Source organism: Neolewinella maritima (genome assembly GCF_923081025.1).
In the GTDB taxonomy this organism is placed as follows: Bacteria; Bacteroidota; Bacteroidia; order Chitinophagales; family Saprospiraceae; genus Neolewinella; species Neolewinella maritima.
In genome coordinates this window covers 33,466-59,452 of the sequence record NZ_CAKLPZ010000003.1, presented here as the reverse complement: position 1 = coordinate 59,452, position 25,987 = coordinate 33,466, and the positions used below count along the sequence as shown (strand labels likewise).

The window sequence follows — 25,987 nt, the reverse complement described above, 5'->3', positions numbered from 1 at the left end:
GGGGTAGAGGGCACGCTATCGCGTCGGCCCGGTAGACCGCTAAAGCGGAGTAGAAGCCGACGTCATAGCCATGCGGCAGCTCTACTCCGCTTTAGCGGTCTACCCCGAACGCGCCAGCGAGCGGTCTACCTTCGGCAAAGCCGACGTCTACTCCACAGAAATCCGGCTTCCGGAGCTATTCCCCCCAAACTCAGGCGCATACAAGCACTGCACCCGGCCCAGCCCGTTGCTGAACTCCCCCGTATAGGTAGCGAAGAGGTCGTACTCCAGGACGTAGGTGCCCTTCGGGAGGTGGTCGATGAAGAAGTTGGTGGCCAGGTCGCCGGGGGCGAAGTAGTAGCCCAGTCCACCCTGCCGCTGGTAGCCGGAGAGGACGTCGACGGGTTCGAAGGTGGCGGCGCGGCGGTCCTTGACGTGCACGTAGTCCATGGCGCGGTCGCTGCGGATCGTGAGCCGCACGGTGATGCGGTCGCCGGGGTGTAGCGGGGCGGATGCGGAGATGGGTTGGAGCCGGTCGCCTACCTTTTTGTAGAGGGTACGCTCCAGGCTAAGGGGGCCGTCGCTGTTGGCGTTTACGCGTGCGGCCACGTCGGTGTACTGCCAGAAGACGCCGCCCCAGACCAGGTCGTTGCCGGGGTTCTTTAGTTGTACGGTGGCTAGATCAGGGGTTACTTCGGTGCCGGGTACGCGCAGGGTGAAGGCACCGGTAGCAGCCTCCGCGCTTTCCTGTAGTGCGCGGACGCGTGTGCCGAGTTCTTTCCCGGAGCGGCCAGACCAGCTGGCTTCCAGCGGCCTGGCCGATTGCTCGACGGTGTACTCCGCTCCACCGCTCAGGATGGCGTAGACGGCCGCGGCAGTGGCTTTGGTGGTGGGCCAGGCGTTGGTCCGTTTGTTACTGAGTAGCCAGAGGCGCATATTATCCAGCTCGTCTTGTCGGGGGTCGATCGTGCGGAAGGCTTCCAGGAGGCGGGTGTGGGTCTCGATGGGCAGCTTATTCCAGCGGTAGCCCTGGGCGTACTTCCAGTACATCCCGAACTCGTCGCTGTGTAGGGCGCGCTCGCGCAGCGACGCGATGATCGCTTGCGCGACAGCGCCTCCCCTCTCCCCTGGAGAGGGGCTGGGGGAGAGGGAGGCAGCGGTCAGCGCAATCAACGCCTGCTCGTACAGCCCATATTCCGTCCAGCTAGCATAGGCCCGCTCCCGGAAGAAGTCGAAGGCCTCGCCGTCCACGGGCGGGGCGGATACGAGCTGCGTGCGGGCGTAGAGATAGTGCAGCTGCAGGGCAGTGGGCTGGTAGGCGTCGCGTAAGTCTGCAGAATCCCGAGTCTCGGCGAACAGGCGACGGTAGTCTGCGGCCAGCTCCCGATCCAGGTAGTCGATGGCTGCCGTGGTGATCTGCTTCACGGTAGCCTGCTGGGTCTGATCGATGACGCCGAGCTGCTGCATGCGGGCGATCGTCTCTACTACATACTGGGTCATGTAGCGGTTGGAGGGTCCGCCGGGGAACCAGCTGTACGCACCGTCGCATTCCTGCCGGGCGGCCAGTTTGGCCAGGGTTTTGGTTTGCTCCCTGGCGAGTCGCTTGAGCTGGAAGAGCTCGCCGATACGGGCCCGCTGGGCGGCTTCGGACTCGGCTTCGCGGACCCAGGGGGTCTCGGTAAGCAGGGCGTTCTTGAGGTCCTGGTTCTTCTCCAGTTCGCTGAGCAGGGCGGTGGAGTCGGCCTGCCACTGGCGAAAGACCTGCTCCAGTACGGGCTTGGTCGAGACGGTCTGGTAGGCCAGCTGATTGGCGAAGTAGCGGTTGGCGAGCTGCTCGGTGCAGTCGTAGGGGTACTCCATCAGGTAGGGCAGCGCCTTGAGGGCCAGCCAGGCGGGGTTGGTGGTGGCCTGCAAAGTATAGGAGATGGGGGTGCGGATGGACGCCTGGGCTGACAGATCGGCCAGACCGGGCAGGGTCACGGACTTGTTTTCCCCACGCTTGAGGTAGAAGGGCTGGGAGACAGTAATCAGCGTGCGGTCGGAGAGTACGGGCACGACGTTCTCCTCCCCGTCGCTGAAGTCCGCACTGCGGGCGATCACGCGGTAGCCCAGGGGACCATCGAGCGAGGCACCATCGGGGATACTGAGGGGGAAGCGGACGGTAGTAGAGGTGCCGGCGGTAAGGGCTACCTCCTGCGAGAGTGCATTCGCACCTGCGGCCCCGCCCGTCAGTGTCTGGAGCTGCTCGGCACCGAGGACTTGCAGGGTGACGGGATCGAACAGCTCGAGCGTGACGGTGACGGGCAGCTCCTGATCGCTCAGGTTGGAGACCTTGGCGGTGAGCTCCATGCGGTCGCCCTCACGGAGGAAGCGGGGGACATTGGGCAGTACCATGAGCTCCTTCTGGGTGACGATCTCGCGCTGACTGATGGTGTAGTTCAGGGCCTTGTCGTGGGCAAAGAGGCGAAACTTCCAGGCCGTCAGGGCTTCCGGACTCGTGAAGCTGACCTGTAGGCTACCGTCCGGTCCGGCCGTAAGCTCGGGGAGCCAGAAGGCGGTTTCCTGAAGGTTGGTGCGGATGTCGATGGGAGGCTGAGGGGTAGCAGCGTTTTCCTCCATCACGCTAGGCGGCGGCGGGGGCGCAAGGGTAGTGATAGCGGCGGTGACTTCAGGCGATGAGTCAGAATCGGCAAAAGCCATTTCCTCCAGTTCCGGTGCGGCGCTGGAGCGAACGCTACTGTGGCCTCGGATGCTTACCCCCATAACCTTACCCTGTAGCATTCTACTTGCGTAAGCGTCGTTTCCGTAACTCAGCCGCAGCCGGGGGAGATCGGGGATGGTATCCGAAGACCTACTGCTTGGACTGCCGAACGAGCGCGCAGACTGGCTACCGAAGCTAGTATTTTCGACCAGCGGACCACTCCCCCCATAGCTGGGATAGGGCGAGAACTGCCAACCCTCACCGGCGTAGAGCTGATCCAGGCTAGCGTCGTACATCGTGGCCAGGGCGGCTGCGGCGGCGGGCAGACTATCGTCAGACCGCAGCTGCAACGTCCACTGCTCGGGCTCTCCCGGGCGGAGCTTGCTGCGGAAGGTGGCGTAGGTGACGTGCAGCTCCTTGTTGTACCACGGCAGGGACAGGGAGCGGGTCTCCTGGAACACCCGGTTGAGGCGGGTGAAGGCCAGGCTGTGGTAGATCCCCCCACGGTCCGCCTCGGTGGGCGTATAGCGTAGGGTGAGCCGGCGGGCGGTGGTGCTATCGCGCGCCACACTTAGGCCGGCCCGGCTTTCCCAGCGACTGAACACCAGGGGCAGGTCGAGGGCGGAGATCAGGGTGAGCTCGGTGGGTTCGTTCGGATGTACACTATCTGTGGCCTGGGAGAACCGGTAGAGCGTACCGGCGGGTAGCTCGGCGGTAGCGGCACTATACACACTAAAGGTAGCGGGCGTGCCGGGGGTGCCGTCGGCGTAGGTCCAGTCGATGCGGTAGTGACCGACGGGGAAGTCGGCGGGCAGGGTCAGACTAGCCGTTCCCTGACGGAGCGTGGTGGCTGCGGTGTACACGGCGGCACCCGTAGTGGGCCATTCGGTGAGTTCCGGCACGGCAGCGTAGGCCAGGTACGGGAAGCTGCGGGCGAAGGCGGCGGGGTTGATCACCGGCCGGTCCGGCATGGGCCAGTCGCGTTCGAGGAGCGCGGCGTTGGGCTTGGTGACGGGGGTGATGCGCAGCTCGATCGTCAGGGTGGTATCCTCCTGATCGGTGAGGGCGCGTATGGTCAGGCTGTCCCCGCGGTCGACACTCTCCTGGAGCGTAGTGACGGCCACGGCGGGCCGCTCGCCCCGTACGCGGACCGAGGTGGTGGCCATATGGGTCTCGCCGGTCTGATCGGCCACATCGGCTTCGATGACGTAGCGGTAGCGGGCGTTACCGGTCAGGAGGAGGTCTTCGGCGGGGGTGAAGGTCAGGGAGAAGGCCCCTTCGTTATCCGTCGTGGTGGTGCCGCTCTCGATCAGTGCGCGTTCGCCGCCGCCGCCTCCACCGCCGCCAAAGCTACGGTAGTAGTACCAGCGGACCTCTTCCAGGTATACGCGGTACTTCACTCCTGCTTCCGTTACGGCCGGACCGGCGTAGGTAAGTGCTTCGCCCGTGACGGTCACGGCGGTTCCCGGCACGGCAGCCGCCGGGGCGTCCAGGGTCACCAGCAAGCGGGGGCGCTTGTACTCCTCGACGCGGATCGAGGTATTTCCATTGCCCGTTTCGATCGTGAAGACGCCGGTCAGGCCGCCCTCCGGTAGTTCGAAGTCCAGGCTGAAGCGCCCGTAGGCGTCGGTAGTGGCCTGCTGCCGGGCCACCTCCTGGTAGTTGGCATCCCGTAGTACGACCTCGACCTTACTGTTCGGCAGAATAGCGGGTAGCCGTTCTGCATCCGTCTTATACTCCAGGCCGTAGACGTGTACGCGCTGACCGGGCCGGTAGATCGAGCGGTCGGTAAGCAGGGTGGTGTAGTGTTCGTTGCGGGTGGTGTACTGATTATCGCGGTAGGCGTATTGCTCCATCACCAGGCGGTCGCCCGTAGCGGGGTCGGTAAGGATGAGTTGGTACTGGGCATAATTCTTGGGTACGGGTAGGGTGAAGGTGCCATCCGGACCGGTGCGGCGGGTAGCGACCTGGCGGTAGCTTCGGTTGCGGCGGTCGAGCTGCCGCACCTCCACGCGAACATCCGCGCGTGCTGCGCCGGTGGTACGGTGTACAACCTGTACGAGGTTGCCCTCCGCGTTCAACTGCAGGGTAGCCAGGTCGGTGACCTGGAAACTCGCTACGGTGAAAGTGCCCACGGCGGGGTCGAAGGACGCATCATCCGTGATCACCAGCTGGTAGCCACCGGCGGGCAGCGCGTCCAGATCCAGCTCGGTGATGTGGTGGCTGTAGTCTTCATTAGCCACCAGCCGCTGGCTACCACTGGTCGCTAGGGTGCCCTGCTGGATGCTGGCCAGCCGGTCCGAGATGGACCGCGTGTATTCGTCCTCCACCGTAGCATCGTAGGTATAGACCCGGTAGAACAGCCGGTCCACGTTCTGATAGGCCACGCTGACCAGTAGGTGCTCCCCCAGCGGATAGTGGGTCTGGGTCTGAATGCTCAGTCCCGTGGCAGTGATGGCGGCCCGCAGCCGGTCGGCCTCCACCCGGGCTACCGGATCGGTCTCCCCTACCCGATCCAGTAGGGCCAGGGCGCGTACGCGGGGGCGGGTGCCGAGCAGGGTATCGTCACGGTGCAGCAGGCGGGCCGACTTCACCAGAAAGCGGTCGCGCAGCGGGGAGTCGGCATGGCGGGCGTAGGCATCTTCCAGGGCGGTGAGGTAGAATGAATCCGCCGCCCCCAACTGATGCACGTACTTCATGCGCTCCAGGTCGGCGTGGAGCAGGGCGGGGCCACCCTCGTCCAGGTGATACGCGATCCAGTCCTGGTACAACAGTAGCTTGCGCGGAGTAGCCTGGGTGGTATCGTAGCGGGAAGCCAGGTCAAGATCGCAGTAGTCTGCGGCGGGCAGCAGTAGCTCGGCGGCGTCCAGGGGCCGCTCATCGGTGAGCGAGCCGAGCCCGCTGGAGAGTAGATCCAGTGCCCTGCCGACGACCAGATCGTACAGGGTGGGGAGCTCCGCCACGCGGTCCTGTCCGCCCATAATGAGTGCGGGCACTTCTCCGAGCGCGGTCTGTCCGGCACGGGCCAGGGCCAGGCTCCGGTATAGGTGATCGCTGCCGATGTCGAGGAGTTGAGCTAGGGAATAATCCGCCAGGGGCAGGCTATCCGATACCTCCGCACCCGCGATCTCCGTCACCTCCCGCAGCCGGTACTGATTTTGTTCCGCATAGCTGAAGTAGGCCTCTCCCAGCAGCAGGTGGGTCAGGGCGGTTACGACCGGATCGTCGCGGTGCGTAGCTAGTGCCGTGCGCAGTAGGGTCAGGGCGTCCTGCTGCTCGTCTTCGGCAAGCACCTGCGTGAGCGATACCCGCTCGCTCAGCGCCCGCAGGATCTGGTCCGACTGCCCCGCCGCGGAGGCCTGCGCGTAGATGCTGTCGGCGACTTCCAGCGCGCTCCGGTACCGGCCGGCTTCGACGTGAGCTGCGAGCTTGGCGTAACCGGCGGTATAGGATTGGGCCATCAGGGCGGTGGTCAGGGTAAGGAGGAGTACGGAAAGCAGGTAGCGCATAGTGGCGAAGTTCGGGGTTTCGCTCAGTGGATGCACTATGCACAGGAAATGCACAGTCCGCTCGCGTTAAGAAAAGCCTAAAGCCCAACCGCTGCCCCGGTTGCTCTACCCCCTTTCTCCCGACCTTCACCCCATGACCGATTTTCTGCTCCGCCGCCGCGCCACCTTCGATCCGCCCCGCTTCCAGGGCTGGGGCCGGCAGCGACACTACTTCGAAGGCTGGTACTTCAAGGTGGTGGTCGCGGAGCATGACCTGGCCTACGCCTTCATCCCGGGCATCAGCTACGACCGGGCTGGAGAGGGGCACGCGTTTCTGCAGGTGCTCAACGGGGTAGCCGCTACCTCTGAATACCACGAGTACCGGGTGGACCAGTTCGATCCCGCGCCGGACCGCTTCCACCTGCAGCTCGGTCCCCACACTTTCGCTACCGATCGCCTCAAAATCGATCTGCCCGACCTCCAGCTCGATCTCCGCTTTTTAAATACCACGGCCTGGCCGGCGCGCGCCACGGCCCCCGGCGTAATGGGCTGGTACGGCTACGTGCCGGGCATGCAGTGCTACCACGGACTGGTCAGCTTCCACCACCGCACGCTGGGCTCGATCCGCGTGGGGCAGCACACCTACGACGCCTCCTCCGGCATCGGCTACACCGAAAAAGACTGGGGCACCGGCTTCCCCGACGCCTGGATATGGACCCAGAGCAACCACCTCAGTCACACCACCCAGCCCGCCAGTCTGATGGCCAGCGTAGCCAGCATTCCGTGGCTGGGCAACAGTTTCACCGGCTTCCTCTGCACCCTGCTGCTGGAGGGCGAACTCCACGTCTTCACCACCTGGGCGCGGGCGCAGGTGCGGGTCCACTTCGGGGAAGGCGGAGAGGCCGTCCGGCTGGTATTCAGCAAGCAAGACCTGCAACTTACCCTCACCGGACATCCGGCACCGGGCGGTCACCTGGCCAGCCCCATCGCCGGGGCCATGACGGGCAAGATCAACGAAAGCTTACAGGCGGAGGTGGAGGTATTGCTGGAGCGCGGCGGGAATGAGGTGTACCGGGGTACGGCTAGCTGGGCTGGCCTGGAGGTAAGCGACAATGCACGGGGTATACTAGGTCGAGGAGTTGCACGCCGAATCTAGGGGGATCAGGTGAAGTACAGTACCTCTGCCTCCGGGAAGCGTGCCTCGACCTCCTCAGTGAACCAGCCCTTCAGTTCCTTCATCTGCTCCTTCTGGTACACGAATTTGTGGCTGCCGAACTTATTAAGCTTCTTGCTGCGCTTGTCTTCGTCGAAGTCCAGGGCCGTGTTGGGGTACCAGTCGAGCAGGATCTGCTTGGAGCCGGGCGTGAAGCGGTGGGTGATGAGCTCGAAGGTGAGGTCGACCTCGAAGTCGAGCGCCTCACGCAGCCGCTGCAGCAGGTCGGTGTAGTCGTCCTGCCAGTTGTCGAAGGGCATCAGGGGGGCCAGTACGGCACCGACGTGGTAGCCCGCCTGACCGAGCTTGCGCATGGCCTGCAGCCGCGCTTCCAGATCGGCCGTACCGCCCTCCAGGCGGCGGGTCACCCAGTCGGCGTTGAGGCTGATGCGGCAGCGGGTCTGTCCGTTGTGGTGCAGGTCCAGCAGGGCGCTCACGTCGTCGTACTTCGTCACCCAGCGCAGTCGCGCGTCGGGCTGGGTGCCGAACCAGCTGATGGTACGGCTCAGGGAACCGGTCAGGTGCTCGATGCCCAGGGGGTCGGTGTAGCAGCTCGCCTCGAAGGAGGTCAGCTGCTTGTTGGGATCAATGAAGTTGGCGTTGTTTTCCAGGATCTGGTCCAGGTTGGCGTAGGCGCGTGTCACGGGGGCGCCGGACAGACTACCCGCCAGGTAGCAGTACTGGCAGTGGGCCGGGCAGCCCTTGGCCAGGTGGAACTGCCAGTCGGCCGAGGGCGGGATCGGCGTGAGCTTCATCGTACTGGGCGGCGCGTTCACGATGGCCAGGGTATTCTTGGCCTTCTGGTAGGTTTCGCGGGTAGTGGAGCCGCCGAGCTTGGGCAGGCGATTGGCCTTCATCACCTCGTAGTTCAGGCCCAGTGCATCGAGCCGCTCGGCGATGCGCCGTCCGTGGGCTTCCTCCCAGGCCCCGGCGGTAAAGTAGACGTGTTTCGGCTTCCACAGCTTGGCCGACCGGCCCTTGCCCCGCGGCTGTACCGCAAACGTATCCACCGGCGGCGCATCGGCCTGACTGATGGGTACCTCAGCGTGGTCCTTGGGTAGACGGCCACTGAGGTGGGGCGCTTCGGAGAGGGGACGGGGCATGGTGCGGGGGAGTAGTTGGCTTCGCCAGTCTAACGAACGGAAGCCCGGGTGGTTTTGAAGCACTCCCTCCCCTGCGGATCTACCCACCGATTAAGCCTCGCCCGTGCCCTAATACTTCTTCAGCTCCGCCTTCGTATCCTCCACCACGCGCATCTGCGCCTCGATCTCGCGCTGCTTGTTTTCCTGCGACACGATGTTCTGCTGGATCTCGGCCTCGCGCTCGGCAATGAGTTGCTGGGCGTCTACGATGTCTTTTTCGGCCCGCTCCTTATCGCGGCGCAGGCGGTCGAGGTCCTTTTCCAGGTTCTTGAGCTTGTCCTCCTGGGTGTCTACGTCCTGCTCGGTCTGCGCGCGGCTCACCGCTAGGGCGAAGCGCATAAGCATCTTCTCGGCCTCCAGGTACTGACCCTGGTCGAGGTCAGGACTGACGTAGCCATCGGGCGTTGCAATCCACACGCTGAGTTCGCTGCCGTTACCTACTTCACGGACGTGGCTGTACATATCCACTTTGCTGCCCGCGCTTACGCCGGGCAGACCGAAGTTCAGGCTGGCCAGCTCGCCGGTACGCACCTTTTTGGTCTTGCTGGTCTTGACCTTGTAGTTGTCCTTGAGCCAGTCCTCCCAGAGGTCTTCGACCAGCTTATCGTCGGCCGAGGGGAGCTCCAGGATGAGGGCGTCATTGTTGCCGCGGCTCATCATCTGCTGCTTGCTGCTTACCTGACCGGTCAGCTGGGTCGCCGCCAGCACGAGCAGGGCAATGAAGGTGAGGGGGAAGAGTACGTCTTTCATGGGGGATGCGCTTAGTTCATATATAGGACGCTGTCATACCATCCGGTCACCAAGATAATCAATGCAGGCGTAGAATCATTGGGCGCGCACGCAGGTGCAGTGCTATGGATTCACTGGCGATCGGCGGCGGGCTGGGAGAACTCTGCGCCTACTTTGCGCTTTGGTAGCCTTAGTACCCTTAACTCTATCACTTGAGCCTACCCGCCCCGCCCCGCACTACCGCTGCCACCGCTACTGAAATTCTCGCCCGCCTAGTGACCTTCCCGGTCCTCGGTGGCCAGAGCAACCTGCCCGTCCTCCAGTGGATCGAACGCTACCTGAGCGAACAGGGCGTAGCCTACACCCTGGTACCGAATGCGGACGGCGACAAGGCCTGCCTGCACTGCCGCATCGGTCCCGCCGTAGACGGTGGCGTGATCCTGAGCGGCCATATGGACGTGGTGCCTACCGAAGGCCAACCCTGGCACACCGATCCCTTCCAGCTTGTGGAGCAGGACGGCAAGCTCTACGCCCGCGGCAGCTGCGATATGAAGGGCTTCGTCGCCTGCTGTCTGGCGGCGGTACCCATGCTGCAAGCCGCGGAGCTCAAGCGGCCGGTCTACTTCGCCTTCAGCTACGACGAGGAGATCGGCTGCATGGCCGGCGACATCATGGCCGAAGCGATCCGCGATCACTACCCCGAGCAGCCCCTGGGGGCGATCATCGGCGAGCCTACGATGCTGCAGCCCATGGTGGGGCAGAAGGGCATTATGGTCTACACGACGGTAGTGACCGGCAGTCAGGGTCACAGCAGCCGCATCCTGGAGGAGGTCGATGCGGTGCACGAGGCGGCCCACCTGATCGTCTGGCTGGAGCAAAAGATGAAGGCCCTCATCGCCGCCGGCCACACCGACGACCGCTTCCACCCCAACCACACCAGCATCCACGTCGGCAAGATCAACGGAGGCACGGCCTTCAATATCATCGCCAATGAGTGCCGCTTCGACTGGGACTACCGCACGATCCCCCGCGACGATGCCGCGCAGCTGTTTGCCGACTTCGAGGCCTTCTGCCAGGAGCGGGAAACCCTCCGCAGACAGGTGTACCCCGACTTCCGCATCGAGCACATCCCCCTGCACCCGCCGGTCCCGCCCCTGGATACGGCCGAAGACCTACCCATCGTCGATCTAGTAAAAGCCATCAGCGAACAGGACACGACCGGCACCGTAGCTTTTGCCGCCGAGGCCGGACAGTTTTCCAAGGCCGGCTTTGCGAGCGTGATCTGCGGTCCCGGCGATATCGCGCAGGCACACCGGGCGAATGAATTCGTGGCGATAGAGCAGCTAGAGGGCTGCGTGCGGATGCTGGAACGGCTGGCCGCTGCGCTGGCTTAAGTCGAGGCGTCAAAGGTCGAGTGGCCTCCGGTCCGAGATGTGTTAGGTAGTTGCTATGCGTTGGAGTCTCGGACCGGAGGCCACTCGACCGATTTCTTTTATCACCCGTATTTTTCGATATACGCCGCCTTCTGCCGCACATATTCCGGGTGCACCTTGGCCTCGTCCCACTTAGCCTTAAAGATGCGGGCGCTTTCCGCCTTGACCGGATCTTCGGGTTGCCGCTCGAGTTGCTCCCGGCCATGGCTGCCGCTCTGCCCCTTTTTATCGTCGGGGACGGGACCGTCGTATTTCTTCCCGCCGCGGTAGTTGGCGTAGCGGCGCGCGCGGGTGTAGCCCATCTGGATGAACTTGCGGGCCATGTCGGCACCGACGAAGTCCTCCGCCTCGAGGTAGGCCAAAAACATTTTGTAGATGGTTTCTGAAGAGGCCGTGGCGGCTTCCGGATCTTTGAAGCGCCAGTGGGGAAGGATCTCCGACTTGTAGGGCTCTACCATGAGCACCCCCTGCTCGCCCCGGCCGATGGCGTAGAGCTCGGGCTGCTCCCGCAGGTTGAGTTGCTTATAATCCAGGCTGTAATCGAAGGCGCGCACGGAACGGTAACAAAACATTTGCACCAATTTGTTGCCTGCCGCGTTAAGGAAGGTACTATGGATTTTTCGATGCGCCGGCCAGCGTAGGTCGCCGGCGGTCAGCACAACTGAGATGAGATGCACTATTGTTACCTGCCGCTACTGCTTCTGCTAAGCTTCGCCCTGGGTGCCCAGACCGATACGGATACCGCCGACCCCGAGGGCACCATCTACCTGACCAATCCCTCCTTCGAGGATAAGTACCCGCGTGTGGGTGCCGCGCCGCGGTCCTGGCAGGACTGTGGCTTCATCGGGGAGTCCGCCGTAGACATTCAGCCCGACCCCAAGCGCGAGTTTCGGGTGGTCAAGCCGGCGCAGTCCGGCCAGACCTACCTCGGCATGGTCACGCGGGACAACGATACCTACGAGCGGGTCGGCCAGCGCATGAGTGCCCCCATGGTGGCCGGTCAGTGCTACGAGTTTCGCATCCAGCTGGCGCGCTCCGAACTGTACTGGTCCAAGAGCAAACTCACCGACGACGATGCCAACTACATCAAGCCCGTCAAGCTGCGCATTCGCGGAGGCTACAGCGTCTGTGACCTAGGTGAAATTCTGGGGGAGAGTCCGCTGGTAGAGAACTGGGACTGGCAGGAATACCGCATCAAGCTGGAGCCCAGCCAGAACTATAGCTATATCGTGCTCGAGGCCTTTTACAAGCAGCCTATCCTGTTTCCCTACAACGGCAATATCCTGCTGGACAATGCCCAGGCCCTCGTACCGGTAGCCTGCGATCAGGACCTCTACGCTCCCCGCCCCGTACCGGAGGAGGTAGTCAGCAACGAGCCGGAGCCCGAAGCGACGACAACGCCGCCCACCGCGGAGCGGCAGCGCCCGAACGCGCCCGTAGCCAACCGCCCGGAAGCGCCCGCCGCCCCGGTGGTCAAACTCGGCAAGACCGAAGGGCAGCTCAAGATCGGGCAGGTCTTCGAGATCGAAAACATCACCTTCCAGGCCAACAGTGCCCGGCTGGAGAAAGAGAGTGAGGAGGCCCTGCGGGAGATCGCCGACTTCCTGCGTCAGAATACCGACGTGATCGTCGAGATCGGTGGTCACGCCAGCTACCGGGCCGGACCGGTCTACGCCAGCCGCATCAGTGAGGAGCGGGCTGTAGCCGTAATCGACTACTTGCAGTCGCAGGAGATCGGCGCGGCACAGATGCTTCCCCGGGGATACGGAAAATCCCGCCCCGTCTGTATGGAAGACACCGAAGCCTGCAATCAGCGCAACCAGCGGGTAGAGGTCAAGATCATGAAACTGCGCAGCTCGCGGTAACTCCCTCACTGCTCCCCCCAACTGCTGCGGTCCAGACTGCGGAAATTGATGGCTTCGGCCAGGTGCGCCGGTGCGATACCCGGTGCGGCTTCCAGATCGGCTACCGTGCGGGCTACCTTCAGGATACGATCGTAGGCCCGCGCACTGAGTTGCAGTTTTTCCATGGCTGTACGCAGCAGCTGTTGGCCGGCGGTGTCCAGTCGGCAGAACTGACGGACCAGCCGGCTAGGCATCTGGGCGTTGCAGTAGATCCCCTTATGGTCGGCGAAGCGAAGCTCCTGGATGGTACGGGCTGCCTGCACCCGCTCGGCGATGGTCGCGCTCGTCTCGGCTTTGCGTGCAGGGGCCTGAGTGAGCTTATCCAGCGAGACGGGTGTAACCTCTACGTGCAGGTCGATACGGTCTAGCAGCGGGCCGCTGATTCGGTGCAAGTAGCGCTTGACGGCACCGGGTGCACACATACACGCCCGGTCGGGGTGGTTGAAGTAGCCGCAGGGACAGGGGTTCATACTGGCGATGAGCATAAAGCTGGAAGGGAACTCTACGGTGAGCCGGGCGCGGCTGATCACCACGCGGCGCTCCTCCATAGGCTGGCGCATCACCTCCAGGGCGCTGCGTTTGAATTCCGGTAGCTCATCCAGGAACAGCACCCCGTTGTGGGCCAAACTGATCTCTCCCGGACTGGGAAAGCTGCCGCCGCCGACCAGGGCCACGTCGCTGATCGTGTGGTGGGGCGCCCGAAAGGGACGGCGGGTGATCAGGGCATTGTTGGCCGGTAGGGCACCGGCTACGGAGTGGATCTTGGTCGTCTCCAGCGCCTCCCGGAGGCTGAGGGGGGGCAGGATGGTCGGCAGGCGGCGGGCCAGCATCGTCTTACCGGCGCCGGGCGGGCCAATCAGGATCACGTTGTGCCCACCGGAGGCCGCGATCGTGAGTGACCGCTTGATGTTCTCCTGCCCCCGTACGTCGCTGAAGTCGACATCGAAGACCGTACGCTCCCGGGTAAACTCGGCGCGGGTATCTACCTCGGTGGCGGCAATGGGCTCCTGTCCGGTAATGAAGGCGGCGGCCTGCTTCAGACTACGTACGCCGTATACGGCCAGTCCGTCGACAATGGCTGCTTCGCGGGCGTTCTCCACGGGCAATAGCATACCCTTGTAGCCCAGCTGCCGGGCCTTGATGGCGATGGGCAGGGCTCCCTTGATGGGCCGGACCTCGCCGCCTAGGGAGAGCTCGCCCATGATGAGGTAGTCCTTGAGATCGGGGGTATGCATCTGGTTGGTGGCCTGCAGGTAGGCCATGGCGATGGGTAGGTCGTAGGCCGCCCCTTCCTTGCGCACGTCGGCGGGAGCCAGATTGATCACCGTGCGCAGGCGCAGGTTGCGGAAGCCGCTGTTGCGCAGGGCGGTCTCTACCCGGTAGCTCCCCTCGCGGATGGCGCTGTCGGGTAGGCCGATCACATTGTACCAGGGTTTATTCTCCGGGACGTTGCCGCCGGCGTTTACTTCTACGATGATGGAGCGTGCGTCCACTCCCTGGACGGCACTGGCATAAGTCTTTACTAACATGGGCTGCGGTTGGCAGCGCACTAGATCCGCGACAAGTATACAGCATTTGTTTATAATAGATAAACTATCCTACAATTAATTTCATCCTATCTTCGCCGCAATGGGCACCACCCTCCGAGAACGCTTCATTCAGAACGCCGTGGCCGAGCGGCTCAACCGGCAGTATTATCGGCGCAAGCCGGCTTACGTCAGCACGGAGGTGTACACCAAACTACGCCGCGCCGACGTGTTGCTGGCCTTCATGCGGGCACCCGGTAGGCCCTATGTCGTAGTGGTAGAGGCTAAAAGCCGCACGACCATTCATCAGCTCAAACTGCGTACCGATGCGACCAAGGCTGCCTGGACGGGGCGCATCCTTTCCCTGCTACTTATCGTAGGACTGAGTCTGTTTCTGGGCTACGAGTGGTACTTCAATGCCTGGAACACACTGTTGCTGCTGGGGCTCTTCGTACTCGGTGCGGTGGGAATCACTGCGCTGGTCACCCAGCTCCAGCTAAACTTCACTAAATCCATCGGAGCCATCGAACAACTGGGGCGCTACCCGGCCAATGAGAGCTGGATCGCGGTAGGTACCGACACCTTCACCCAGCCCGCGGAAGCTAAGCAGCTACGCCGGCAGTGCCGTAAGAACGGTGTAGGGCTCATCGTGGTGAACGAGCGGGGCCGGCTGAGTCTGACGGAAAAACCCCGCCCGCGCCACGCCTTCAATGACTACCTGAGCCGCTACGGGAAGCGCAAGTCCATCCTGACCGAGATCGACCAATCGCCCGACTACGGCCCCACCCCGCCCGAACGGCGGCAGAACCGGCGGCGGTTCCTGAATATTGCGCTGATGCTGGGGCTGGTGGGCGTGCTGATACTACTGGGTTATGAGCGCAGCTACGGTCCGGTACTGCCGGACCCCTTCGATCATGCCCGCTACGCTACGCCCCCCGGGGTTGTGATCGGCACGTCGGCCGGGGAAGGGAAGGACGACGCCTTCGGGGAGCCCACCGCACCGGCGGCCCCGCCCCCGGACTGTGCCGCGGCAATACGAGAGGAAGGTAGCTACGTGGTGGTGGATGCGGTACTGCCCCGCCAGGAGGCGAACCTGCGCCTGAGCGTACTGCGGGCGGCCGGGCTGCGGGGACACGAACTGATGCGGGGAGCATGCATCGGTGCCGCTGCCGATCAGCTGGTCGTCTACACCGGTAAGGGCTACCCCGATCAAGCACGGGCCGAGGAGACGGCGCGGGCGTACCGCGTACTGCTTGGCAAGCTGGGTGTGGAGGTACGGCGTGGAGAAGCGGAGGGGCTCCTGCGGTAATGTTAGCCCGCTGACGAACTACGGATCGTACGGACCCCATCGCCATGGGGCACCTACACCATTCGTACAGCAATATCACAGGGGTGAGTCTGTTAAGTAGCAATACATTCTTAAAAACCGACATACGCCGCTATATTTGCGGCCCCATAGGTGGCGACTGAATCATGATATGCCGGCGCCTATGGACTATTGCTTTGCTCTCGTGAAAGATAACCGGTAGTGCGCCGGTAGGTGATTGGCACTTCCGCTGTTGCGGTGGTGCATCCTCAAATTTTTCGTGGGTTTCATCCGCAGACAGTTCACTGGACGAACTGCCGTGCTCGTTCATTCTAACACTTACCATGAAAACCTACCTTCTCCTCCTTGGCGCGCTAATGCTATTGTGTGGTAGCCTGGCGGCTAACAATATTACTGTCTCCAACGCCCGGGTGATCGCCCCTACGGACTACACTACAGCCGATATTGCCTTCGATCTGAGCTGGGACAATTCCTGGCGCCTCGATACTAGCCCCAATAACTGGGATGCCGCCTGGGTATTCGCCAAGTACCGCGTAGACGGTGGCCCCTGGCAGCACGTCACCCTGGGTAGCGTAAGCTCCTCGCCCACGGACGTGACGGTGGAGCTCATGGATAATAAGGGTGCCATGATCTACCACAGCGTTACGGCAAGTGGCACGGCGTCCTTCACGGACGTGCGGCTGGCCTGGGACGTAGCGACGGATGGCTACGACGGGATGGGCCTGCTGGACCTGCAGGTCTTCGCTATCGAGATGGTGTATGTACCGGAGGGGGCGTATTCACTGGGGACGGGCCCCGATCCTGACCCGGCGAATAACGAGGTAGATGAATTTTATACGTGCTGCGAAGATCGACTACCCTACGTGGTCGCTGATGCAGGCGCCATCTTGGTGGATAGTGTAGCCGGCGCCTTATTTTTTAATGATACGGAAGACCCAAATGCTACCGTATCAAAACGTCCGGCCTTACGTACCGGTAGTATTCCGGCCGCATTCCCGGAGGGTTTTTCTGCCTTTTACCTCATGAAGTACGAGATGTCGCAGCAGCAATGGGTTGAGTTTTACAATACCCTCACCCCCTCCCAGCGTACGGCACGGAATATCTCCGTACAGACCAGCGATCGGGACAACGATGGGTGGCGCAACCGGGTAGATACCTCGCTGACCAACGTGGCGTCTACCACCAACCCCTTCGTGCCGGTCGGCTACCTTAGCCAGAATGACATGTACACCTACCTGGACTGGGCGGCACTTCGGCCGATGACGGAATTGGAGTATGAAAAAGCCGCGCGGGGTACGGCCGCTCCACTAAACAGGGAATATGCCTGGGGCACTACGGCAAGTCGTACGGGAAGCTATGTTTTGAGTAATAAAGGCGCATCTAACGAGACCGTACAGGGACCTACAGTTTCCGGAACGGTCCGCGGCAACGCGACCCTAGGTACTACGGATGATACGGAAGGAATAATTGCAGGCCCCCTGCGCTGCGGGATTTTTGCCGCCAGTATTCCTACGGCCAGTCGTCTCTACGCCGGTGCCAGTTTCTATGGCATTATGGAGCTTTCCGGTAACCAGTGGGAATCCGTGGTCGTAATGACCTCACTGGAAGGAAGAGCCTTTACGAACACCCACGGGGACGGTACTATTACTTCTCAAGGCCTATACGACGTGGCCACCTGGCCAACTACCCGGAATGGCGTCGGCTTCAAGGGCGGTCGCGCGGATAATGGTCCTAATTTCGGTCGCGTATCGGACCGTACCTACACGACCCTACAGTTCTCTACGGCAAACAGCCGCTACAAATGGCTACAGACCCGTGGCGTTCGCGGCCTCTAATCGTTTGCTTGTCCCAAAAAACTACCTATGCCTACTTTATCTACGCTCCTGCGGGGCCTATTGATCCCCTGCGCCCTATGCTTTTTCAGTTTCACGGTATCCGCTCAATTCGGCGGAGGTAACGGGGACGGCTTCGGCTCCGCTGCCGCCACGGAGGAGGTCATCATGCCGCTCGATCTCATTTCCTTCGACGCCACCCTGGCGTCTAATGGCGTACGCGTGGAGTGGACCACGGAAAATGAATCGGCCACCAGTCACTTCGTCGTGGAGCGCACAGCGGACGGCACGACCTACACCACCATCGGTACCCTGGATGCCGCCGGCTACTCTATGCCCGGTGACCGGCTGCACTATAGCCTCGTGGACGGTGATCCGGTAGCGGGTACCGCCCTGTACCGCCTGCAGTCGGTAGACCTGGACGGCACCTACGAATACTCCGACCTAGTGGAAGTACGCTACACCACTCAGACGGCCTTCGCACTGGGAGTATATCCCAATCCCGGCACGGGCAGTACGCTCAACGTCAGCCTGAGCGGTCTGCCGGCCGGAGCAGCAGCCAGCGTGCACCTCTTCGACCAGATGGGGCGTCAGGTAATCACGCAGAATTTGGTTACCACTTCGGCCCGATCAGTAGCTATACCGCTCGCCGGCCGGCTACCCGCCGGCACGTATACCCTGCGGGTACAACATGCCACTCTTGGCACGCAGACGACCTTAGTAGTGGTGCAGTAGCCACATTGAATGCATCCAAAGTAAGGATTAGGATGTCTTCTCTAGTATGCCCCGTCACCATCCCCGCCGGTCGTACTGGCGGCTGCTCCTCCCCCTGATTGCTATTGCTATCTACCTCAACGGAGGTTGCTCCGGCCTGCGTACGGGACTGGAACGCTGGATAGATCGTACGTTCGGTCAGGCTACGCCACGCGAGCAGTACCGCTGGAGTAATAGTGTAGATGCGGCTACTCTGGTCCGCTGGGATACGGCCTACCTACGGGCCCGCCGGGATACCCTGCGCATAGATCTGCCCCACGAGGAGATACTGGCGGCCGATACCAACGTGCTCTACACGGCCCACGCCTGGCGGTTCTTCCTGCCCCCGGGCCGGTTGCTTACGATCGAAGCGGTAGCCCCGCCGTCTGCCGCCGCGCTGTTCGGAGAGCTCTACGGGGCGGACGACCGGCGCCTGCTCCTCTGGGACACGCTGACCCATAGGCTGACGTACGAAACGTCCGCTCCCCTGGGTGAGAACCTCCTGTTCCTTTTACAGACCGCTCCCTACCCCGACAGCACGTACCGAATACGCCTGCGTACCGACCCCTCCCTGCTCTTTCCCGTAGCGGGGGCGGACGAGGGGGACATCCGCAGCTTCTGGGGCGCCAGCCGGGCCGGGGGGCGACGCCGCCATGAGGGCAACGATATTTTCGCCGCGCGGGGTACGCCCCTGCTGGCCGTCACCGACGGGCGCGTGTCGCGGGTACGCAACGGGGGGCTGGGCGGCAAGACCGTCTGGCTGCGCGACGGACAGCGCGGACTGAGCTACTACTACGCCCATCTGGATAGTCAGCTCGTCGCTGCCGGCACCTACGTACAGCGGGGCGATACGGTCGGCCTGGTCGGCAATACGGGGAATGCCCGCACTACCCCACCCCATCTGCACTTCGGCATCTACGCCAACGGTGCCCGCGACCCCTACCCTTACTTACAGCGGCAGGATCCGGAGCCGGACGCGCCGGCCTTTCTGCCCGGTCGGCAGACGCAGGTACCTCTGCGGGGCAAGCACTACCTGCGGAGCGGCCCTACGCGGAGTGCGGCGAACGTGCTGCGGCAACTGGAGGGCGGTGAGTCGTTCATCGAGTTAGGCACGACCGGGCGCTACCGCCGCATTCGCACCACGCGGGGCGAACTGGGCTATGCCAACTTCGACTAACGAAGGAGCCCGCATCCTCAAAGAAGATGCGGGCTATACCTTTACAAAAAACTGAGTCTGTTCAAAGTGTCATCTGTAGCCTAAAAAATCTGCTACAAAGATGCGGCGCTTTGTTGTTTTGACAATTCACATTGGTTAATTATTACCAATAAAGTGATTCTTAACGCAGGCTGTGCTTGATCCTACTCAGCGATTGTGGGCGTACTCCGATATAATCGGCGATGATTCCCGCGGGTATATTATCCACGAAAAGCGGATAGCGCCGCTTGAAGTACAGGTAGCGGTCCGTTGCACGCAGGGGTAACATATCTTCCTTCTCCCGGGACAGGGCAACGATCCGGCGCAGGATGAAGGCCTGGAGGAGTCGGAACCACTCGGACTTCTCCCGCACCATCCGCTGAAAGTGTCCGTCGATGATTACAAATTGACACTTGGTGATACACTCCGCGGTATAGAATGCGGGCTGATCGTACAGGGTAGCCTCTACGCAACCCGCAAAGTCGCCCGGCCCGGCGAGAATACGCACATTGGTCGTGCCGTCCGCCTCCGTAGTATACAGCTGCAGGTAGCCCGAGAGTACGTACACCATAAAGGGGTACTGATCGCCCTCGGTGAATAGATGCTCCTTGGCCTGATAGGTCCGGCAGTAGAACTTTTCACTGAGTAGGGCAGCATCCGCCGGGGTGACCCCATACTTCAACAACTTATGAATAAGCGGACGGAACCGTTCGATATACGACATTACAAAAGGACTACCTGAATATCATGGCTGCCACGCAGCCAGCACGGCACGTCCTATCCGGAAGCTTACCCGCTAGCGTACTACAAGTTACGCAACCTTAATGAAACTACGCTTTCCACGTGGCTAGTATGCGGAAACATATCTACCGGTCGGGCACGCTCGATGACGTATTTCGCGTCCAAGACAGCTAAGTCACGCGCCTGGGTGGCCGGATTACAGCTCACGTACACGATCCGCGGACTAGCGAGTTGCAACAGCATATCGACTACTTTGGGGTGCATGCCCGCCCGCGGGGGATCGGTGATCAGTACGTCCGGCCGGCCGTGCCGAACGGCAAATTCCTCGGTCAGTATGGCCCGCACGTCACCGGCGTAGAAGGTCGCGTTCGTAATACCGTTTAAGTCAGCATTCACGCGGGCATCCTCGATGGCGGCGGGAATTTCCTCTATTCCCACCACCTGCCGGCAGCGGTCGGCCAGGTACAGGCCGATCGAGCCGATTCCGGTGTACAGGTCGTAGACGTTTTCGGTCCCCGTCAGGCCGGCATACTCCCGCGTAATGGCGTAGAGGCGCTCGGCCTGGGCCGTATTGGTCTGGAAGAACGACTTCGGGCCGATCCGGAATTGCACGTGCTCCAGCCGCTCGGTCACGTAGTCGGTACCGGCGTAGTGGACCATCTCCAGGTCCATCATGTACTCGTTGATCTTGGGGTTGATGCAGTAGAACAGACTGGTAATATCACTGCCGAACCGCTGCAGGGCGGTATCCAGGAAGTTGGTGATGATATCCTGTTCGTCGGCAAAGAAGGCCACCACCAGCATACACTCCCCCGTGGTGGTGGTACGGATCATGAGCTGCCGCAGCAGACCGTGCCGCTCCCGCATATCGAAGAAGGTGACGCCCAGCTCGGTGGCCAGCGCACGCAGTCCGTTGCGCAGTTCGTTGCTGGGGCCGTGCTGCAGGTGGCAGTGCTCGATCTGGATCAGCTTATCGTAGGCCCCCGACTTATGGAAGCCGATCACCGGCACCTCGTTGTCGATGTCGGTCCCAATCTCTTCGGTAGTTAGCCAGCGCCGGTTTGCACAGCCATATTCCAGTTTATTGCGGTAGTATTCGATGGTCTCGCTACCCAGGATCGGGTCCCAGGCTTCCACCTCCACCTTCCCCAGTCGGGCAAAGGCGTCGTGCACCATACGCTCCTTTTCGCGCAGCTGACCGGTATAGGCGAAGTGCTGCCACTTACAGCCCCCACACACCCCGAAGTGCTGACAAAAGGGCTCCACCCGCTCGGCCGAGCGCTCGATAAACTTCAGCGGTGCGGCAAACAGCAGCTTCTTTTTCTTGCGGAACGGCCGCACGTCCACCACATCGCCCGGCGCTACGTGCTCCACGAAGATCGTCATCCCATCGGGTGCTTTGCCCACGCAAAAGCCCTTGTCCGCCAGGCCGGTAATCGTAACCCCCTCGATACGTTCGGGAAAGCGGTTTTTTCTGCGTCGGGCCATAGGTCGGTAGAGGTATAGTTGTAGCGAGGTCAATCCCCAACCCAGTAAATAACTAGGGGCGGGGTCGCCGGTGCAAGGTAGATACTAAGGGGTCGATGTACGCCGAGCAGTGCCGTTATCAGGTTACCGGCTAGCCCCCAGCGCGATCAAGTTGGCAAACAGGCGGTAGGCACCCGGCACGCCGGCCGGCAATTCGCGGAAGAAGCTGTAGCCGGTGTACACGAAGTGTCCGCTGCCGTATTCGGCCACCAGCAGACCGCCGTCGTGCGATTCCTCCCCCGGATCGTTACTGCCCAGCAGGGCGGTGTATTCCGGGGCCCACTTATCGGGGAAGTAGAGCCCACGCTCCTGCACCCAGCCGTCGAAGTCGGCCGCCGTGATCTTGTTGGGATAGTTCAGGGCCGGGTGGTCAGGGGCCAGGATGCTGACGGGGGCATCCTCCACCGTGACCCGGTCGCGGCTCAGCTCCAGGGCGTAGGGGCCGAGGTTCTTCTCGTCGATCTTGAGCCGGCGGTTCGTGTTGTACTGCACGATCAGGGTGCCGCCCTGCTTCACGTACTCCAGCAGGCGGGGCTGGTAGACGGGCATGCGGTCCAGGGTATTGTAGGCGCGTACGCCGACTACGATGGCGTCATACTTCCCGAGGTCGCCGATCGAGGCCTCGACGTCGTCGAGCAGGGAGACGTCAAGCCCGATCGAGCTCAGGGCTTCGGGGATGGCATCACCGGCACCGGGCAGGTAGCCTACGGTACGACCGGCAGTCTGGAGGTCTACCCGGGCCACGGCAGCTCCGCCGGGCAGGGCGGCACGTTGGGTGGGGATGTGGGGATGATCGATCACCACCAGGCGCCGGTCGTATACCCCTTCCATGCCCTGTAGGGTGAGCTCGGGAGTGATCCTGCCCTGCCCCTGTCCGCTGGGCGGACGGAGCGTAAAGGTGTAGAAGCGTTCCTGTCCCCGCTTGCCGAGGGTGATGTCCTGCTGTTCGGGAGTTACGGACCAACCCGTAGGTACGTTCAGCCGCAGACTTCCCTCCCGCTCCTCCGTAGCGCTGGTCACCTTGACCGTCACCGTGCGGGCATCGTCTTCAGTGAACAGGTAGCTCGATTCGGTGCATTGCACGAAGACCGGCGGCAATAAGCCGAAGGGCTGAAACTGCTCGCCGTCTACCGGATCGGTGTAATGGTGGCGGACGGGTACATCTACGGAGACGTACGCCCCGTCGTCCCCCGACACGGAGACCTCGACGCCCAAGTAGTCACGTCCTTCGGCCTGTCCGCGCTGCCGCCAGTTCGGTACGGTATACATCCCCAGGGTCCAGTCGCTACGCAGCCAGTACGGGCTACTCTGCGTCTCGGAGGACCGCGCTACGTGGTACAGGGTATCGAAGTGAGGCACTCCCGGCAGCAGGGGGCGCCGCGCGTAGCTTCCCGGGGCGCTTACCCAATCCTGACTGGTGAGGTCGATTCTGCCCAGCTCCAGGGTGTCCTGGCTACGGTTGCTGACCTCGACGATCACCCGGGCGGTATCGCCCGGCACTACGAAGGGCGTATCCGTAGTAGCCGAGATGTAGAGTCCCATAGCGGCCGCCATGATCCGGCGCACCTCCCGGATCTTTGGCCACTTCTCGGGGAAGTCGGGCATCTTCTGCAGCCGCCGGCTCAGGGTATTCAGCAGGGGCACGGAGGCGGCCGGGTCGTCGAAATCGAAGTCCGCTACCAGGCTATCGACGAGTATGCCGATCTCCGTTCCGCCGGCCAACCGACTCCAGTCCGTCGCAATGCCGGCAAAGGGGTCGCCGTCCACTCCGTTACTGCCCCCCTTGAGCAGTTCGAGCTTCTCTACGGTGGCGGCCCGGCTACCGGCACTGCCGAAGCCCTGACTCTTGTGCTGACTGCGGCTACGGGCGGCGATCTCGGCTACGCTCTCCCCTAGCTTGGGCAGGTAGCGGTTGATCTCTACGGTGATCACGTCGTTGGTGTCGACGTAGTCCGGCAGTTTGCTGTTGCCCCAGCTGTACGCGTTCCAGTACAGGCGCTTAGGCTGCCAGACCGCTACGTCGGTCAGCTGCTCAGGAAAGGCCTCGGGGTCGCCCGCTAAGTCGAAGGCCTCCATGCCGATGATCGCCGAGGCGGTATGGTGGCCATGGGTAGAGCCCGGGGCCCGGGGGTCGAAGCGCAGGATCATGATATCCGGCCGCTGTTGCCGGATGACCCAGACGGCATCCTCCAGCACCTGCTGCTTGTCCCAGATGGTGAAGGTCTCGTCGGGGTGCTTGGAGTAGCCGAAGTCGTTGGCCCGGGTGAAGAATTGCTTGCCCCCGTCGATCCGGCGTGCGGCTAGCAGCTCTTGCGTACGCGTCAGGCCCAGCAGCTCGCTGATGTCGGGGGCGATGAGGTTCTGCCCCCCGTCCCCGCGGGTCATGCTGAGATAGCCGGTCTCTACCTGCTCCACGTTCGCCAGGTAGGCGATCATGCGCGTGTTCTCGTCGTCGGGGTGGGCGGCCACATAGAGCGCCGAGCCCAGTACACCCAGCTTTTGGATCGCGGCGTGCAGCTCCCCGGAGGTAAGCCGTTCGGGCGCCTGGGCCTGCAGCGACAGGGACACAGACAGAATCAGTAGCGTAAGCAACGAGTACAGGTGACGCACGTACGGGGGAGTTTTGGGGACTAAAACAATAAGGACAATCCAACCGTAAAGGTAGTTGATGCAGCAAGGCCCACCCACCCCCGATTGGACGCGTACCCTACACCACGGCCTACGCGACACCCTGGGGCTACCCGCCTACTGGCGTCACAGCGCACGTGCACGCCGCAGCATGCCGCCCCACCGCCGTATCCCCTACGGGCCCCACCCCCGGCAGTACTACCTATTACTGGAACCTCCCGGCAGCCTACCCACCGACGTACTGCCCTGGGCGCTGTACCTGCACGGCGGCGGCTGGACCTTCGGCACCCCCGAAGCCTTCCGCCCCGCCGCCCGACCTTGGCTGCGGCAGGGCTTTCGCGTCGTACTGCCGAGCTACCGCCGCCCGCCTACAGTCCGGCTACCGGAGATCGTAGCCGACTGCCGGACTGCTGTGACCCACCTGGCCAACTTCGCGCGGACCACCGACCGGCCCCTCTCCGCTCCCCAGATCGGTGGCATCAGCGCCGGCGGGCACCTGGCCGCCCTCCTCGCCCTCCACCCACAGTGGTGGACCGCAGCCGGCTGGCCCGCCCCACCCACCCACGCTCTGCTGTGCGCCGCGCCGCTAGACTTCAGTCTGCTGCGGCCCCGGCGGATATTCGCCCACCGTCGTGCACAGGACCCGATACTACAGTTAGCCCACCCACCGCAGCAGCAGTTGCGCTGGCTATTACTTCACGGGACACGGGACGGACTGGCCGACTACCGGCACAGCCTGCATTTTCACCGCGCGCTGGAAGAGTCCGGTGCAGCGGCAGAGCTGCACACCATCCCCGGCGGCGGCCACCTCGCCAGCGGCCGCTGGACCTACGATGACAGCGATCCCTACGCCGCCACCGTGGCTGACTTTATCCGTTCAGCCGCGCCAGCGCCTCCTGGGCCGGCATGAAGTCGGGGTCCATACGCAGCACCGTCTCGAAGTCGCGCCGCGCGGCCGCCAAGTCACCGAGCTGCTCGCTGGCGTAGCCCCGGTAGAGGTAGGCCTCCATATTCACCGGGTCGTTACGGACCGCAATATTGAACTCCGTATATGCCTGCGACAGACTGTCCAATTCCAGCAGGATGAGCCCCGCATTAAAGTTCCCCTCCACGTACTGTCGGTCAATGCTGCTTACGCGGCGGTACTCGGCTAGCGCTCGTTGTACATCACCCGACTGGTAGAGGTAATTGGCGCGGGCGTGCACGGCGATCACATCCTGGGGCGCTCTGCGTACGGCCTCATCGAAGGCCGCCAGGGCGGCCGGGTCACCCTGTCCGGCACGTAGTTCCCCTAGCAGGAGCATCGCATCCGTCATTTCCGGATCCTGCCGCGTGGCCTGCTCTGCTGCCGCTAGGGCCTGTACCGTGTCCCCCGCCTCGGCGTAGACCTGGCTTAGCAGGTAATAGGCCTCGGCCTGCGGACCTTCCAGTTCGAGAGCTGTAGTCAGGGTAGCCTCGGCGGCCGGAAACCGACCCTGCATCAACTGGGCCTCCCCCAGACGCAGCCGGGTTTCCAGCCGCTGGGGGTGGCGGCGAAGGGTCTGCTCCAGTACGCGGACTGCCCGCTCGGTCTGCTCGCTATCGAGGTAAGCATCCGCCAGGGCGTAGGCATAGCCCGGGGTGAGACTATCTAGCTCCGTAGCGCGGGTGAGATCGGCGATGGTGGCCGGGTAGTTACCGCGCTCGTAGTACAACTGCGCGCGCTGGGCGTGTAGCGTGGCGTCCTCCGGGCTTGCTTCGATCAGCTCGCTGAGCTGCGCGACGGCGGGATCGGTACCCGGCGTCAGCGGGTCAGGATCTGTTGTGGGGTCAGGACCACAGGCCAGCGCGCCAAGGAGCAGCAACGGGAGGAGGTAACGCAACATTGGT

17 protein-coding genes are annotated in these 25,987 nt (G+C 62.8%); 8 read left to right on the top strand and 9 right to left on the bottom strand.

The window, feature by feature from the left end; genetic code table 11:
* Positions 1–147: 147 nt before the first annotated feature.
* Positions 148–6,189, bottom strand: a complete 6,042-nt coding sequence (locus tag MJQ68_RS11890) for an alpha-2-macroglobulin family protein (protein ID WP_238751337.1) — start codon at positions 6,187–6,189, stop codon at positions 148–150.
* Positions 6,190–6,322: 133 nt separating this feature from the next.
* Between MJQ68_RS11890 and MJQ68_RS11885 the strand changes: the two genes are divergently transcribed.
* Entirely contained in the window at positions 6,323–7,324 is a 1,002-nt protein-coding gene (locus MJQ68_RS11885) for a tocopherol cyclase family protein (RefSeq protein ID WP_238751336.1), read from the top strand.
* Between the two features lie 5 nt (positions 7,325–7,329).
* On the opposite strand, the gene MJQ68_RS11880 is transcribed toward MJQ68_RS11885, so the two are convergent.
* Together MJQ68_RS11880 and MJQ68_RS11875 are read right to left on the bottom strand one after the other, a co-directional pair.
* The gene (locus tag MJQ68_RS11880; protein ID WP_238751335.1) at positions 7,330–8,484 is read right to left on the bottom strand and encodes an SPL family radical SAM protein; all 1,155 of its coding nucleotides are present in this window, start codon (positions 8,482–8,484) and stop codon (positions 7,330–7,332) included.
* Between the two features lie 108 nt (positions 8,485–8,592).
* A complete protein-coding gene (locus MJQ68_RS11875; protein ID WP_238751334.1) occupies positions 8,593–9,273 on the bottom strand; it encodes a DUF4349 domain-containing protein in 681 nt (226 codons plus the stop codon).
* Between the two features lie 191 nt (positions 9,274–9,464).
* Here MJQ68_RS11875 and argE point away from each other — a divergent pair, with 191 nt between their 5' ends.
* Positions 9,465–10,646 carry an acetylornithine deacetylase gene (gene argE, locus MJQ68_RS11870; protein WP_238751333.1) on the top strand — a complete coding sequence of 394 codons (1,182 nt, stop codon included), beginning with the start codon at positions 9,465–9,467 and terminating at the stop codon, positions 10,644–10,646.
* A 101-nt stretch (positions 10,647–10,747) separates the two neighbouring features.
* Here the strand turns inward: argE and MJQ68_RS11865 are convergent, their stop codons facing one another.
* Entirely contained in the window at positions 10,748–11,257 is a 510-nt protein-coding gene (locus MJQ68_RS11865) for a DUF4385 domain-containing protein (protein WP_238751332.1), read from the bottom strand.
* 99 nt (positions 11,258–11,356) lie between these two features.
* Here MJQ68_RS11865 and MJQ68_RS11860 point away from each other — a divergent pair, with 99 nt between their 5' ends.
* Positions 11,357–12,550 (top strand): OmpA family protein, encoded by a 1,194-nt coding sequence (locus tag MJQ68_RS11860; RefSeq protein WP_238751331.1) that lies wholly within the window; start codon positions 11,357–11,359, stop codon positions 12,548–12,550.
* Between the two features lie 5 nt (positions 12,551–12,555).
* Here MJQ68_RS11860 and MJQ68_RS11855 read toward each other — a convergent pair whose 3' ends face one another.
* Positions 12,556–14,118, bottom strand: coding sequence for a YifB family Mg chelatase-like AAA ATPase (locus MJQ68_RS11855; RefSeq protein ID WP_238751330.1), 1,563 nt, complete (start codon positions 14,116–14,118; stop codon positions 12,556–12,558).
* A gap of 100 nt (positions 14,119–14,218) precedes the next feature.
* Here MJQ68_RS11855 and MJQ68_RS11850 point away from each other — a divergent pair, with 100 nt between their 5' ends.
* From MJQ68_RS11850 to MJQ68_RS11835, 4 genes are all read left to right on the top strand, one after another.
* Positions 14,219–15,424 (top strand): hypothetical protein, encoded by a 1,206-nt coding sequence (locus MJQ68_RS11850; RefSeq protein ID WP_238751329.1) that lies wholly within the window; start codon positions 14,219–14,221, stop codon positions 15,422–15,424.
* A 341-nt stretch (positions 15,425–15,765) separates the two neighbouring features.
* Entirely contained in the window at positions 15,766–17,277 is a 1,512-nt protein-coding gene (locus tag MJQ68_RS11845; protein WP_238751328.1) for an SUMF1/EgtB/PvdO family nonheme iron enzyme, read from the top strand.
* Positions 17,278–17,304: 27 nt separating this feature from the next.
* Positions 17,305–18,009, top strand: a complete 705-nt coding sequence (locus tag MJQ68_RS11840) for a T9SS type A sorting domain-containing protein (RefSeq protein ID WP_238751327.1) — start codon at positions 17,305–17,307, stop codon at positions 18,007–18,009.
* 46 nt (positions 18,010–18,055) lie between these two features.
* Positions 18,056–19,204, top strand: coding sequence for a M23 family metallopeptidase (locus MJQ68_RS11835; RefSeq protein ID WP_238751326.1), 1,149 nt, complete (start codon positions 18,056–18,058; stop codon positions 19,202–19,204).
* Positions 19,205–19,364: 160 nt separating this feature from the next.
* On the opposite strand, the gene MJQ68_RS11830 is transcribed toward MJQ68_RS11835, so the two are convergent.
* The 3 genes from MJQ68_RS11830 to MJQ68_RS11820 form a co-directional block, all read right to left on the bottom strand.
* Positions 19,365–19,946 carry a Crp/Fnr family transcriptional regulator gene (locus MJQ68_RS11830; protein WP_238751325.1) on the bottom strand — a complete coding sequence of 194 codons (582 nt, stop codon included), beginning with the start codon at positions 19,944–19,946 and terminating at the stop codon, positions 19,365–19,367.
* 80 nt (positions 19,947–20,026) lie between these two features.
* Positions 20,027–21,451: a 23S rRNA (uracil(1939)-C(5))-methyltransferase RlmD gene (rlmD, locus tag MJQ68_RS11825; protein ID WP_238751324.1), complete on the bottom strand. Its 1,425-nt coding sequence runs from the start codon at positions 21,449–21,451 to the stop codon at positions 20,027–20,029.
* A gap of 123 nt (positions 21,452–21,574) precedes the next feature.
* Positions 21,575–24,100 (bottom strand): PIG-L family deacetylase, encoded by a 2,526-nt coding sequence (locus MJQ68_RS11820; protein WP_238751323.1) that lies wholly within the window; start codon positions 24,098–24,100, stop codon positions 21,575–21,577.
* 58 nt (positions 24,101–24,158) lie between these two features.
* On the opposite strand from MJQ68_RS11820, the gene MJQ68_RS11815 reads away from it, so the two are divergent.
* Complete coding sequence (locus tag MJQ68_RS11815; RefSeq protein WP_238751322.1) at positions 24,159–25,028, top strand: alpha/beta hydrolase; 870 nt, start codon at positions 24,159–24,161, stop codon at positions 25,026–25,028.
* Here MJQ68_RS11815 and MJQ68_RS11810 read toward each other — a convergent pair.
* Entirely contained in the window at positions 24,988–25,983 is a 996-nt protein-coding gene (locus MJQ68_RS11810) for a tetratricopeptide repeat protein (protein ID WP_238751321.1), read from the bottom strand. The genes MJQ68_RS11815 and MJQ68_RS11810 overlap by 41 nt on opposite strands.
* Positions 25,984–25,987 lie beyond the last annotated feature (4 nt).

Coding starts and splice junctions, on each gene's coding strand:
- MJQ68_RS11890 (WP_238751337.1), bottom strand. CDS start 6,189: ATGCGCTACCTGCTTTCCGTACTCCTCCTTACCCTGACCACCGCCCTG.
- MJQ68_RS11885 (WP_238751336.1), top strand. CDS start 6,323: ATGACCGATTTTCTGCTCCGCCGCCGCGCCACCTTCGATCCGCCCCGC.
- MJQ68_RS11880 (WP_238751335.1), bottom strand. CDS start 8,484: ATGCCCCGTCCCCTCTCCGAAGCGCCCCACCTCAGTGGCCGTCTACCC.
- MJQ68_RS11875 (WP_238751334.1), bottom strand. CDS start 9,273: ATGAAAGACGTACTCTTCCCCCTCACCTTCATTGCCCTGCTCGTGCTG.
- MJQ68_RS11865 (WP_238751332.1), bottom strand. CDS start 11,257: ATGTTTTGTTACCGTTCCGTGCGCGCCTTCGATTACAGCCTGGATTAT.
- MJQ68_RS11860 (WP_238751331.1), top strand. CDS start 11,357: ATGCACTATTGTTACCTGCCGCTACTGCTTCTGCTAAGCTTCGCCCTG.
- MJQ68_RS11855 (WP_238751330.1), bottom strand. CDS start 14,118: ATGTTAGTAAAGACTTATGCCAGTGCCGTCCAGGGAGTGGACGCACGC.
- MJQ68_RS11850 (WP_238751329.1), top strand. CDS start 14,219: ATGGGCACCACCCTCCGAGAACGCTTCATTCAGAACGCCGTGGCCGAG.
- MJQ68_RS11845 (WP_238751328.1), top strand. CDS start 15,766: ATGAAAACCTACCTTCTCCTCCTTGGCGCGCTAATGCTATTGTGTGGT.
- MJQ68_RS11840 (WP_238751327.1), top strand. CDS start 17,305: ATGCCTACTTTATCTACGCTCCTGCGGGGCCTATTGATCCCCTGCGCC.
- MJQ68_RS11835 (WP_238751326.1), top strand. CDS start 18,056: ATGCCCCGTCACCATCCCCGCCGGTCGTACTGGCGGCTGCTCCTCCCC.
- MJQ68_RS11830 (WP_238751325.1), bottom strand. CDS start 19,946: ATGTCGTATATCGAACGGTTCCGTCCGCTTATTCATAAGTTGTTGAAG.
- rlmD (WP_238751324.1), bottom strand. CDS start 21,451: ATGGCCCGACGCAGAAAAAACCGCTTTCCCGAACGTATCGAGGGGGTT.
- MJQ68_RS11815 (WP_238751322.1), top strand. CDS start 24,159: ATGCAGCAAGGCCCACCCACCCCCGATTGGACGCGTACCCTACACCAC.
- MJQ68_RS11810 (WP_238751321.1), bottom strand. CDS start 25,983: ATGTTGCGTTACCTCCTCCCGTTGCTGCTCCTTGGCGCGCTGGCCTGT.